This is a genomic window from Sphingomonas chungangi (assembly GCF_013778325.1).
In the GTDB taxonomy this organism is placed as follows: domain Bacteria; phylum Pseudomonadota; class Alphaproteobacteria; order Sphingomonadales; family Sphingomonadaceae; genus Solisphingomonas; species Solisphingomonas chungangi.
The window spans coordinates 275,056-286,619 of sequence record NZ_JACEIB010000026.1 but is presented as its reverse complement, the minus strand read 5'-3'; the positions used below and the strand labels follow the sequence as shown (position 1 = coordinate 286,619).

Sequence of the window (11,564 nt, the reverse complement as noted above, 5' to 3'; positions counted from 1 at the left end):
CGTTACTCCTCCGTCACGATGACGAGAGGTGAGCATGGTACGGGTCCGTTCGATCGCTCTGGGCGCTATGGCGGTGATGCTGGCGGGGCCGCTCGCCGCCGCGCCGAAGCCTCCGGCCAAGGCGCCCGCGAAGGTGGTGCCGAAGCCCGCGCCGCCCAAACCGAAACCCGGCCCCGATCTCAACATCATGAAGACGCAGGTGATCCTCGATCATCTCGGCTTCTCGCCGGGCGTGATCGACGGTAAGGCGGGTGCCGGCCTGAAACGCGCCATCGCGGGCTTCCAGAAAGCCAATGGCGTGATTGCGACGGGCGAGATCGACAAGCGCACCGGCGCGGCGCTCGATCAATATAATACCACCCAGCCGGTGCGTGAAATCGTGCTGACCGACGCCGATCTCGCCGGTCAGTTCGTCGGCCCGATCCCGAAGAAGGAGGATGCGCAGGCGAAGTTGCCGGTGCTCGGCTACTCCAATCCCTTGGAGATGCTGTCCGAACGCTACCACACCACCAACGCGGTGCTGATCGCGCTCAACTCCCCCGACACGCCGGTGACGGCGGGCGCGAAGATCAAGGTGCCCAACGTGGTGACGGCCGGGCGCGACTATCCCGCCAATCTGCCCGAGGGCTACAAGCAGACACTCGCGGGACTGAATGTCGACAGCTCGCAGCCGCAGGCGGACCATCTCGTCGTCTCGAAGACCGACAAGACGCTGTCCGTCTATGACGCGCAGGACAAGCTGCTCGCCCAGTTTCCGGTGACGACGGGGAGCAGCCACGATCCGCTGCCGATCGGCACCTGGAAGATCATGGTGCTCGATTACAATCCCAAGTTCCACTTCAATCCCAAGCTGTTCTGGGATGCCTCGCCGGGCGAAAAATCGGCGATGCTGCCGCCGGGGCCGAACGGGCCGGTGGGGGTCGTCTGGATGGACCTGAACAAGGCGCATTACGGCATCCACGGCACGCCGGTGCCGGAGAATATCGGACGCACCGCCAGCCACGGCTGCGTGCGGATGACCAACTGGGATGCAGCGCGGCTTTCGCTGATGGTCAAAGCCGGGACGCCTGCTATCTTCCAGCCATGAGCCGCTTCGGGATCATCGTCGCGCTGCTAATCCTCGCGGGGATCGTTGCCTTCGCGGCGATGGTGCGCGTCACCGGACCGGGCTGGAGCGGGGCGGGCGGGCCGACGACGGGGCCGCAGGTGGCGCGTGCGCCGGCGCCGGTTCACGGCAAGCTCGTGCTGCCGGTGCAGGGAGTCCAGGCCTCCGCGCTGCACGACGACTGGGGAGAGGCGCGCGGCGACGGCACCCGCGTCCACCACGCCATCGATATCATGGCGCCGACCGGCACGCCGGTCCTGGCGGCGGCGGACGGTACGATCGAGAAATTGTTCCAGAGCAAGCTCGGCGGCACCACTATCTACGAACGTTCGACGGATGGCGGCATCGTCTATTATTACGCCCATCTCGATCGTTACGCGCCGACGCTTGTCGAAGGGCAGGCGGTGAAGGCGGGCCAGCAGATCGCGACGGTCGGCTCGACCGGCGATGCCGCGCCCTCCGCGCCGCACCTCCATTTCGAGATCCACCGCATGGCGCCAGGCGAGGGCTGGTGGCAGGGCGAGGAGATCAATCCGTATCCGGTGCTGGCGGGGAAGTGACGATGGACGGCGGATGCTATTGCCGCGCGGTGCGCTACCGGATGGAGGGTGATCCGATCTGCATCAACGGCTGCCATTGCCGCGATTGCCAGACGCTCACCGGCGCGGCATTCGCGGTCAACGCGATGATCGAGAAGGATCGCGTGACCCTGACCGAGGGCGAGCCCGTCACCGACGAGTTCGGCACGAAATGCGGTCATTGCGGCGTGCTGCTCTGGGCGACACACCCGATGTTCGGCGACAAGATCCTCTTCCTGCGCGCCGGAACGCTGGACGAATCCGATCGGCTGGCCCCCGATAGCCACTTCTTCGTCCGCTCCAAGCACCCATGGATCGCACTGCCCGAGGGCGTGCCGGCTTTCGAGACACTGCCCGGCGAGGGCGAGAGCCTGTTCACGCCCGCCCAGCAGGCGCGTGTCGCCGCCGCGATGCGGGCTTAAGATTCCGGGCTGACTTGCCCGCCGGCCCGTCGGGCGCTACAGGCCGCGCCTGCTCTTTTCCATCCTACAGAAACCAGGTGTCGCAATGAAGATCAGCGGCGTGGACATCCGTCCCGGCAACATCATCGAATATGAAGGCGGCATCTGGCGCGCCGTGAAGATCCAGCACACGCAGCCGGGCAAGGGCGGCGCGTACATGCAGGTCGAGATGAAGAACCTGCGCGACGGCCGCAAGAACAACGTCCGCTTCCGCTCGGCCGAGACGGTGGAGCGCGTGCGCCTCGACACCAAGGATTTCCAGTTCCTGTTCGCGGACGGCGACATGCTGACCTTCATGGACAAGGAAACCTACGACCAGACCAACCTGCCGCGCGATCTGCTCGGTGATGCGGCGGCCTTCCTGCAGGACGGCATGGACGTGGTGATGGAGCTGTACGACGAGGAGCCGATCAGCGTGCAACTGCCCGACACCGTCGAGGCGACGATCGTCGAGGCCGATGCCGTGGTGAAGGGGCAGACCGCCTCGTCCAGCTACAAGCCGGCGCTGCTCGACAACGGCGTGCGCGTGATGGTGCCGCCGCATATCGGTTCGGGGACGAAGATCGTCGTCGACGTTTACGAACAGACCTACGTCCGCCGCGCGGATTGATCCGCTCTAGCCCCTCCCTTTCAAGGGAGGGGTTGGGGTGGGTTTGAACGCCTGCCCCGATAGCCGTCGCGCTTGGGGAGGCCGACGTCACCCACCCGTAATGGGTCGCGATGCCCCCGGCATCGCTGAACCATGCGGGGCATGGTTCACCCATTACGCCCCTCCCTTGAAAGGGAGGGGGGAGAGAAGACACCATGGTTGCCCATTCCGGCCTGATCACCGTCATGCAGAAGGCCGCGCGCAAGGCCGCGCCGAAGCTGCGCCGCGATTTCGGCGAGGTCGATGCGCTGCAGGTCTCTCGCAAGGGGCCGGCGGACTTCGTTTCCGCCGCCGACCGGACCGCCGAGCGCACGATCCTCGAGGAATTGCGGCACGCGCGTCCGGACTGGGGCATCGTCGCGGAAGAGGGCGGCTCGGTCGAGGGCGATCCTAGCAAGCCGCGCTGGATCGTCGATCCGATCGACGGCACCTCCAACTTCCTCCACTCGATCCCGCATTTCGCGATCTCGATCGCGGTCGAGGAGCCGCGCCCGTCCGGCAAGGGCGAGCTGGTCGCGGGCCTGGTGTACCAGCCGCTGACCGACGAGAGCTTCTGGGCCGAGAAGGGCCGGGGCGCCTGGCTGCACGACCGTCGGCTTCGTGTTTCCTCCCGCCGCGACGTGTCCGAGGCGCTGCTCGCCACCGGCGCGCCGTTTAGGGGCCATGGCGATTTCGCCGAGTGGCAGAAGATCTTCAACGCCGTCGGCCCGGAAATCGCAGGCATCCGCCGCTTCGGCTCGGCCGCGCTGGATCTCGCCTGGGTGGCGGCGGGTCGTTTCGACGGTTTCTGGGAAACCGATCTCCAGATGTGGGACGTCGCGGCGGGCGAGCTGCTGGTCCGCGAGGCGGGCGGCTTCGTCACCGACTTCCGCGGCGGCGACCAGACCCGCGAGCGCAAGCAGTGGCTGGCCGCCAACGACAGCCTCCACCCGCGCCTCCTCAAGCTCGTGGCCGCCGCGCTGCGCTGATTTCGATCGTCATTGCGAGCGAAGTGAAGCAATCCATGGCGTGGAATGTGGATCGCCACTGGGCTTCGCACCTCGGGATGACGATTTGGCTTTAGCGGAAAGCCTTCGTCATCGAGGCGACGTCGGCCGATCCGCTGCCGGACGACAGAAGCTCCGGATGCGCGCGGATCGGAACCAGGCGGGCCGCGACGAGACTCCGGCCCGCGCCGCGCGGAAAACGCTGATCGACGCCGACGAATCCCGGCAGCATCACCGCTCCACGCAGCAGCCTGCTGTGCGGATAAGCGAGCTGCCCCTTCTCCGCCACCGACACGACGCCACGCACGCCCAGCCGATCCAGCACCGCCCGCGCCTCGGCCGACGAATGGACGCTTAGCCGATAGTCGCGGCCCATGAAGTCGCTGGTCGAAAGCCATTGGGAAGCGCGGGCCGCCCAGATCGCGCGGCGGCCGTCATCGGCATAGGCCGCCTCGGCGATCGCCGCGCCTTCGCCGCCGGCGCGGCCGTCGATCAGCCAGATGCCGGGAGCCGACTGCATCTGCACCGCGATGGCCGGCGCGCCGATGTCGGGCTTGGGCGGCTGTCGGATCAGATCCGCGACAAACGGCATGAGCGCCGCGAGGATCAAGATCGTCGGCACGATCGCGCCGATCGGGTTGCGTTCCGCCGTCGCTACCGGTCCGATCGCGATCAGCACCACCAGCCACGGAATCGCCGGCAGCACGTAGCGGTCCTCGAGCGCCACCGGGATCGCGGCCTGGAACAGCAATGTCGCGAGGATGGCCGCGATCGACAGGCGGACGATTGGCCGGAAGAGGGGCTCCTGCCAGCCCGCCATGGCGCCGAGCAATGCGGCGAGCAGGCCGACATAGCCCAGCGTATCGAGGAGCGCGGCACCGTCCGTCTTCAGCGACAGCCACGCGTAAGCCGGTCCGGGGGTGTAATTGAAGCCGCCCGCCGAAATCTTGAACGACACATAATACCACGGCGCCACGACCAGCAGCGTCGCAACCGCCGCAGTCCACAGTCGCCAGTCGGCCAGCTGTCGCCAGCGCCCCGCCATCACGATGTCGAGCGCGGGGATCAGCACCGCGAGCGCGCCATTGCCCTTGGTCAGCGTCGCGAAGGCGGTGAGCGCGCCGAACAGCAGGTAGCGCCACAGCCCCGGCTTTTCTGTCGCGCGGAACCAGGCGATCGCCGCGAGGCCCGCGACCAGCGCGACCGGCTGGTCGATCCGGAAATAGCGCGCCTCGTTGGCGACCAGCGGGAGCAGCAGGTAGCCGAAGGCGGCAACGATCCCCCAGCGCTTCGCACCCACACGGTCCAGCGCCCAGACGATCGTCAGTGCGGGCAGGCCAGCGATGAAGGCCAACAGGATCGCCGCGCCGAACGGGGAGGGGCGCAGAACCGCGAACAGCGGCGCCAGCATCGCGTACCAGCCCGGCGGCCAGTGGCCTATCGAGAGCTTCGGGAAATGCGCGTAGAAATCCCGCGCGAACGGCATCGGCGAGGGGCAGCCCGCGCGCAGCCAGTCGGCGATGAACAACGTGTTGACGTAATGCGCCGACTCGTCCGGATCGAGGAAGCTGTGCGACAGTCCGCCGGTCGCCGCTGACAGCGCTAGCGCCGCCAGCCCGAGCAGCGGCGCCCATAGCAGAGCGGGCGGAAGCGAGCGGAGCCGGTTCATTCCACGGGCGATATCCCCCGACAGGTTAAAAACCCCAGCAAAACCGCCTTTTTGCGATTCATTCTCAGCGCCTGGACACCTTGCTTCGCAGGTGCAGCGGGCCTAGACAGCCCCCGTTAATGGGGCCTCTTCGGGGGTCCGTTCCTGCGTTCCGGAGAAAGCCATGGCGTCCGTCGCCGCCCAATATCTCCCGATCCTGCTGTTCCTGGGGGTGGCGCTCCTTCTCTCGACGGCCTTCGTGGTGCTCCCGATGGTCGTCTCGCGCCTCACCGGCAGCCACAAGCCGACCACCGACAAGCTCGCCGAGTACGAATGCGGGTTCCCGGCCTTCGAGGACAGCCGCGCCCAGTTCGACGTGCGCTTCTACCTAGTCGCGATCCTGTTCATCGTGTTCGATCTCGAAGCGGCCTTCCTCTATCCGTGGGCGGTCTCGCTCAAGGAGATCGGCTGGACCGGCTGGTTCGCGATGATGGGCTTCCTGGCCGAACTGGTGCTCGGCTTCGTCTATGCGTGGAAGAAGGGAGCTCTCGAATGGGAGTAGAAGTCGCCCGCGATCCGAACGCGCCGTTCATGCCCGAGGGGCAGGTGCCCGATCGTGCTTTCTTCGACGATCTGTCGGCGGAAGTGCAGGACAAGGGCTTCCTCGTCACTTCGACCGAGGAGCTGTTCCAGTGGGCGCGCACCGGCTCGCTCTGGTGGATGACCTTCGGTCTGGCGTGCTGCGCGGTGGAGATGATCCACGTCAACATGCCGCGCTACGACCTGGAGCGCTTCGGCGCCGCCCCGCGCGCATCGCCGCGTCAGTCGGACGTGATGATCGTCGCCGGTACGCTGTGCAACAAGATGGCACCCGCGCTCCGCAAGGTCTATGACCAGATGTCGGAGCCGAAATACGTCATCTCGATGGGAAGCTGCGCCAATGGCGGCGGCTATTACCATTACAGCTACAGCGTCGTGCGCGGCTGCGACCGGATCGTGCCGGTGGACATCTACGTCCCCGGCTGCCCGCCGACCGCCGAGGCGCTGCTCTACGGCATCATGCAGCTGCAGCGGAAGATCCGCCGCGTCGGCACGGTCGAGCGCTGAGGGACGGCCATGAACTATCCCAAATTCTCGACCAATGACGGCGTGATCGAGGCGGCGAAGGCCGCACTCGGCGATGCGCTGGTCGATGCGTTCGAGCAGGCCGGCGAGATCCAGCTGCATGTGAAGCGCGAGGCGACCGCCACCGCGCTCGGCATCCTGCGCGACACCAAGGGGCTGGAATATCAGCAGCTCATGGAGATTGCGGGCGTCGACTATCCCGATCGCGGGCAGGATCGCTTCGAGGTGGTCTATTGCCTGCTGTCGCTGACGAAGAACCACCGCCTCCACGTCCATGTGCAGACGGACGAGGCGAAGCCGGTGCCGTCGGCGACGGGCCTGTGGCGCAATGCCGGCTGGCTGGAGCGCGAGGTTTACGACATGATCGGCGTGCTGTTCGACGGCAATCCCGATCTGCGCCGCATCCTCACCGATTACGGCTTCCGCGGCCATCCGCTACGCAAGGACTTCCCGATGACGGGCTATGTCGAACTGCGCTATTCGGAAGAGGCGAAGCGCGTGGTGTACGAGCCGGTGCAGCTGGCGCAGGATTTCCGCAGCTTCGACTTCCTCTCCCCGTGGGAAGGCGCGCAATATATGCTGCCGGGTGACGAGAAGGCGCCGCAGGCGCCGGGCGCTCCGTCCCCCGTACCGGCCACGGAGAAGAAGTGATGGCCGACCTCCACGAGATGCAGGACGCGCGCGTCGCCGCCGACATGCTCTACACCGGCGAGGACAAGCCCTCGGTCGGCGATGTCGAGATCAAGAACTACACGATCAACTTCGGCCCGCAGCACCCGGCCGCGCACGGCGTGCTGCGCCTGGTGCTGGAGCTGGACGGCGAGATCGTCGAGCGCGTCGATCCGCATGTCGGCCTGCTCCATCGCGGCACCGAGAAGCTGATGGAGGCGCGCACCTACCTCCAGAACGTGCCCTATATGGATCGGCTGGATTATTGCTCGCCGCTCAACATGGAGCACAGCTACGTCCTCGCGATCGAGAAGCTGCTGGGGATCGAGGTGCCGCTGCGCGCCCAGTATCTCCGCGTGCTATTCGCCGAACTGAGCCGCATCTCCAACCACATGATGAACCTCGGCTCGCACATCATGGACGTCGGCGCGATGACGCCGAACCTGTGGATGTTCGAGGTGCGCGAGGACACCTACGGCTTCTTCGAGCGCGCGTCCGGCGCGCGGATGCACATGGCGTGGTTCCGCCCCGGCGGCGTCCACCAGGATGTGCCGCTGAAGCTGCTGACCGACATCGGCGACTGGCTGGACACCCGCCTGCAGTTGTTCGAGGACGCGATCACCCTTGTGGGCGACAACCGCATCTTCAAGCAGCGCAACGTCGATATCGGCGTGGTGAGCCGCGACGACGCGATCAACTGGGGCTTCTCCGGCCCGATGATCCGCGCGGCGGGCGTGCCGTGGGACATCCGCAAGTCGCAGCCCTACGAGGTCTATGACCGCATGGAGTTCGACGTGCCGGTGGGCACGGCGGGCGACTGCTACGATCGCTTCATGGTGCGCGTGGAGGAGGTCCGCCAGTCCGCGCGGATCATCAAGCAGTGCATCGCGCAGATGCCGGACGGCCCGATCGCGTCCACCGACCGCAAGGTGGCGCCGCCCAAGCGCGGTGAGATGAAGCGCTCGATGGAGGCGCTGATCCACCACTTCAAGCTCTATACCGAGGGCTTCCACGTCCCCGCGGGCGAAGTGTACGTCGCGACCGAGAGCCCCAAGGGCGAGTTCGGCGTCTATCTCGTCTCGGACGGCACCAACAAGCCGTACCGCGTGAAGCTGCGCCCGACGGCGTTCAGCCACCTGCAGGCGATGGACTTCATGATGAAGGGCCACATGCTGGCCGACACCACCGCCATCCTCTCCGCGATCGACGTCGTGTTCGGGGAGTGCGATCGGTGAGCCAATTCGGCAAGATCGACGCATTCCTGCTCGGCACGGCTGCTACGGCTTTCCTCGCTCTCGTCGGGCTCACAATCGAGGATCACCGGGCATATTCTCCCGTCGTTGGCTTCATGGTTTGGACGCTGATCGGCAGCGCGGCCGTGCTCGTCGTCCGCCGGTTTAGGAGCATCAAAGTTCGTGGCTGACGCAGTTCACATCCCCGACGAGGCCGAGACCCGCGCGCGCTGGGGCGATTTCGCCTGGACGCCGGAGAACGAGGCCAAGGCGCAGACGATCCTCGCCCGCTTCCCCAAGGGGCGCGAGCAGTCGGCGTCGCTGGCTTTCCTCGATCTCGCCCAGCGGCAGGTCGGCGCCGATACGCAGACGCAGGGCTGGCTGCCTGTCCCCGTGATCGAATATGTCGCGAAGCAGATCGGCGTGCCGTACATGCGCGTCTACGAGGTCGCGACCTTCTACACGATGTTCAACCTGGCGCCGGTCGGGCGCTATCACGTGCAGGTCTGCGGCACGACGCCGTGCATGCTGCGCGGATCGGACGACGTGCTGGCGGCGTGCAAGAACAAGGGCCTCGTCAAGGGCAAGACCACGCCCGACGGCCTGTTCACGCTGACCGAGGTCGAATGCCTGGGCGCCTGCGCCAACGCGCCGATGGTCCAGATCAACGACGACAATTTCGAAGACCTGACCTACGACAGCACGATCGCCATCCTGGAGGCGCTGGCCGAGGGCAAGCAGCCCAAGCCCGGCCCGCAGATCGATCGCCAGGTCAGCGCGCCCGAGGGTGGCCCGACCAGCCTCGTCGCGATGGTCTCCGAAAACCACGATTACCGGGGTGAGTGGGCATGACCGACTCCGAGATCGCCAACCACACCTACGAACTGCTCAAACGGATGAACGCCCGCGTCGAGGCCATGGCATTCGACATGCTGGATATCAAAACGCGCATGACGAATGTCGAGGAAGGTCTCGCTTCCGCCTCGGTCCGCATCGCCGCCGTGGAGGTCAGCATCACGGGTCTCGGGAAGCGCATGGACCGGATGGAAAATCGATTGGATCGCATCGAGCGCCGGCTCGACCTGCATGACGGACGGGACGCCGAGTGATGCTCGCTGACAAGGACCGCATCTTCACCAACGTCTATGGCTTCCAGCCGTGGAACCTGGAGGCCGCCCGCAAGCGCGGCGACTGGGACAATACCAAGAAGCTGCTCGAGATCGCGCCGGATGACATCATCCAGACGATGAAGGACAGCGGCCTGCGCGGCCGTGGCGGCGCCGGCTTCCCGACCGGCATGAAGTGGAGCTTCATGCCCAAGGAGCCGAAGCCCGGCAAACCCAACTTCCTCGTCATCAACGCCGACGAGTCCGAGCCGGGTTCGTGCAAGGACCGCGAGATCATCCGCCACGATCCGCACAAGCTGATCGAGGGCGCGCTGGTCGCCGGCTTCGCGATGCGCGCGCGCGCCGCCTACATCTACATTCGCGGCGAATATATCCGCGAGGCCGAGACGATGTACGCGGCGCTCGACGAGGCCTATGCGGCGGGCCTGATAGGCAAGAATGCCTGCGGTTCGGGCTATGATTTCGACGTGTTCCTGTGCCGTGGCGCCGGCGCCTACATCTGCGGCGAAGAGACCGCGATGCTGGAGAGCCTGGAGGGCAAGAAGGGCCAGCCGCGCCTGAAGCCGCCGTTCCCGGCGGGTGCGGGCCTCTACGGTTGCCCGACGACGGTCAACAATGTCGAGAGCATCGCGGTGGCGCCGACCATCCTGCGGCGCGGCGCGGCCTGGTTCTCCAGCTTCGGCGCCGAGAACAATCGCGGCACCAAGCTCTTCCAGATCAGCGGCCATGTGAACAAGCCGTGCGTGGTGGAAGAGGCGATGTCGATCCCGTTCCGCCAGCTCATCGAGGAGCATTGCGGCGGCATCCGGGGCGGCTGGGACAATCTGCTCGCGGTGATCCCCGGCGGCTCCTCGGTGCCGCTGGTGCCGGCGGCGCAGATCATGGACGCGCCGATGGATTTCGACGGCCTGCGCGCTTTGGGCTCGGGCCTCGGCACGGCGGCGGTGATCGTGATGGACAAGTCCACCGACATCGTCCGCGCCATCAGCCGTCTCAGCTACTTCTACAAGCATGAGAGCTGCGGCCAGTGCACGCCCTGCCGCGAGGGCACCGGCTGGATGTGGCGCGTGATGGAGCGGCTGCGCGAAGGCAATGCCGAGGTCGAGGAGATCGACATGCTGCAGGAAGTCACCAAGCAGGTCGAAGGCCACACCATCTGCGCGCTGGGTGACGCGGCGGCCTGGCCGATCCAGGGCCTGATCCGCCACTTCCGCCCCGAGCTGGAGCGTCGCATCGCGGCGAAGAACGGCGGCGCTGCTCCGATGATGGAGGCGGCGGAATGAGGATGTCTCGCTTCCTCACGATCATTTTGTTGGCGATGATACCAACAATGGCGTCAGGTCAGATGGAGGCCGAGACAGGATCCAATATCAGAACGCCTGCACCGGCCGAAATCCCCTATTATTCCAAGCTATCCGACGCCGATCGTGCGCGCGCCACAATCATCGCGTTTTCCCAGTGCGTCGTGTTGAGGGAAGCGCATGGCGTTGCGCGTGTCTTGTCTGCCAATCCAATCGGCAGCAACCAAAACAAGCTTCTTTCCGATCTCGCCATCGACGATTGTCTTCGCTATGGCGAACTGAGAATGGATGCGACGCTGTTGCGCGGTGGATTGTACGCCGCACTATATCGACTGAATTATCGCAAGATTTCTCCTCCGCTTGCGGATCAGCCTATAGATTTTACTCCTGATATTGCTGGTGCAACTGGAAACGAGGCTCAGAATTATATCGGATTGCGGCAGTTCGCAGACTGCGTAGTACGGAAAGACCCGTCCAATAGCCGCTCGCTTATCCTATCTGATGTCGGCAGCAAGATTGAAACCGCTGATTTTTCCGTTCTTTCTTCGAGCTTCAGCGCGTGTCTCGCGCAAGGAACAAAAATAACATTCAGCAAAGCCGTCATCCACGGCTTGATCGCCGAAGCCCTCTACCGCGAAGCGGTGAGGCCAGGCGTTAGGCCTGCCAGCGCGGGAAAGCCGTAA

Annotated in this window: 15 protein-coding genes; 14 read left to right on the top strand and 1 reads right to left on the bottom strand. The window is 65.6% G+C overall.

The features are described from left to right. Window positions 1-34 precede the first annotated feature (34 nt). The 5 genes from HZF05_RS17140 to HZF05_RS17120 all read left to right on the top strand — a co-directional run bounded on the left by HZF05_RS17140 (window position 35) and on the right by HZF05_RS17120 (window position 3,761). Window positions 35-1,087 (top strand): L,D-transpeptidase family protein, encoded by a 1,053-nt coding sequence (locus tag HZF05_RS17140; RefSeq protein WP_160363003.1) that lies wholly within the window; start codon window positions 35-37, stop codon window positions 1,085-1,087. Then, window positions 1,084-1,665, top strand: a complete 582-nt coding sequence (locus HZF05_RS17135; RefSeq protein ID WP_160363002.1) for a M23 family metallopeptidase — start codon at window positions 1,084-1,086, stop codon at window positions 1,663-1,665. The genes HZF05_RS17140 and HZF05_RS17135 overlap by 4 nt, the downstream gene beginning before the upstream one ends. A gap of 2 nt (window positions 1,666-1,667) precedes the next feature. After that, window positions 1,668-2,105, top strand: a complete 438-nt coding sequence (locus HZF05_RS17130; RefSeq protein ID WP_160363001.1) for a GFA family protein — start codon at window positions 1,668-1,670, stop codon at window positions 2,103-2,105. A gap of 85 nt (window positions 2,106-2,190) precedes the next feature. After that, window positions 2,191-2,754, top strand: a complete 564-nt coding sequence (gene efp / locus HZF05_RS17125; protein WP_110154562.1) for an elongation factor P — start codon at window positions 2,191-2,193, stop codon at window positions 2,752-2,754. Window positions 2,755-2,948: 194 nt separating this feature from the next. Continuing rightward, window positions 2,949-3,761 (top strand): inositol monophosphatase family protein, encoded by an 813-nt coding sequence (locus HZF05_RS17120; protein ID WP_160363000.1) that lies wholly within the window; start codon window positions 2,949-2,951, stop codon window positions 3,759-3,761. A 91-nt stretch (window positions 3,762-3,852) separates the two neighbouring features. Here HZF05_RS17120 and HZF05_RS17115 read toward each other — a convergent pair whose 3' ends face one another. Further along, window positions 3,853-5,448, bottom strand: coding sequence for a glycosyltransferase family 39 protein (locus HZF05_RS17115; protein ID WP_160362999.1), 1,596 nt, complete (start codon window positions 5,446-5,448; stop codon window positions 3,853-3,855). A gap of 163 nt (window positions 5,449-5,611) precedes the next feature. On the opposite strand from HZF05_RS17115, the gene ndhC reads away from it, so the two are divergent. Genes ndhC through HZF05_RS17070 form a run of 9 tightly spaced genes read left to right on the top strand, consistent with a single transcriptional unit; the run spans window position 5,612 to window position 11,564 of the window. Continuing rightward, window positions 5,612-5,989: an NADH-quinone oxidoreductase subunit A gene (gene ndhC / locus HZF05_RS17110; RefSeq protein ID WP_110154559.1), complete on the top strand. Its 378-nt coding sequence runs from the start codon at window positions 5,612-5,614 to the stop codon at window positions 5,987-5,989. Continuing rightward, window positions 5,980-6,534, top strand: a complete 555-nt coding sequence (locus HZF05_RS17105; protein WP_160362998.1) for a NuoB/complex I 20 kDa subunit family protein — start codon at window positions 5,980-5,982, stop codon at window positions 6,532-6,534. The genes ndhC and HZF05_RS17105 overlap by 10 nt, the downstream gene beginning before the upstream one ends. 9 nt (window positions 6,535-6,543) lie before the next feature. Beyond that, on the top strand, window positions 6,544-7,203 hold the full coding sequence (locus tag HZF05_RS17100) for an NADH-quinone oxidoreductase subunit C (RefSeq protein ID WP_160362997.1): 660 nt from the start codon (window positions 6,544-6,546) through the stop codon (window positions 7,201-7,203). 44 nt (window positions 7,204-7,247) lie between these two features. Next, complete coding sequence (locus HZF05_RS17095) at window positions 7,248-8,456, top strand: NADH-quinone oxidoreductase subunit D (protein ID WP_160363152.1); 1,209 nt, start codon at window positions 7,248-7,250, stop codon at window positions 8,454-8,456. Next, window positions 8,453-8,644, top strand: coding sequence for a hypothetical protein (locus HZF05_RS17090; protein ID WP_160362996.1), 192 nt, complete (start codon window positions 8,453-8,455; stop codon window positions 8,642-8,644). Before HZF05_RS17095 ends, HZF05_RS17090 begins: the two co-directional genes overlap by 4 nt. Beyond that, window positions 8,637-9,305: an NADH-quinone oxidoreductase subunit NuoE gene (locus HZF05_RS17085; protein ID WP_160362995.1), complete on the top strand. Its 669-nt coding sequence runs from the start codon at window positions 8,637-8,639 to the stop codon at window positions 9,303-9,305. The genes HZF05_RS17090 and HZF05_RS17085 overlap by 8 nt, the downstream gene beginning before the upstream one ends. After that, window positions 9,302-9,562: a hypothetical protein gene (locus HZF05_RS17080; protein ID WP_160362994.1), complete on the top strand. Its 261-nt coding sequence runs from the start codon at window positions 9,302-9,304 to the stop codon at window positions 9,560-9,562. The genes HZF05_RS17085 and HZF05_RS17080 overlap by 4 nt, the downstream gene beginning before the upstream one ends. Next, window positions 9,562-10,863, top strand: coding sequence for an NADH-quinone oxidoreductase subunit NuoF (gene nuoF, locus HZF05_RS17075; protein ID WP_160362993.1), 1,302 nt, complete (start codon window positions 9,562-9,564; stop codon window positions 10,861-10,863). Before HZF05_RS17080 ends, nuoF begins: the two co-directional genes overlap by 1 nt. Then, a complete protein-coding gene (locus HZF05_RS17070) occupies window positions 10,860-11,564 on the top strand; it encodes a hypothetical protein (RefSeq protein WP_160362992.1) in 705 nt (234 codons plus the stop codon). Before nuoF ends, HZF05_RS17070 begins: the two co-directional genes overlap by 4 nt.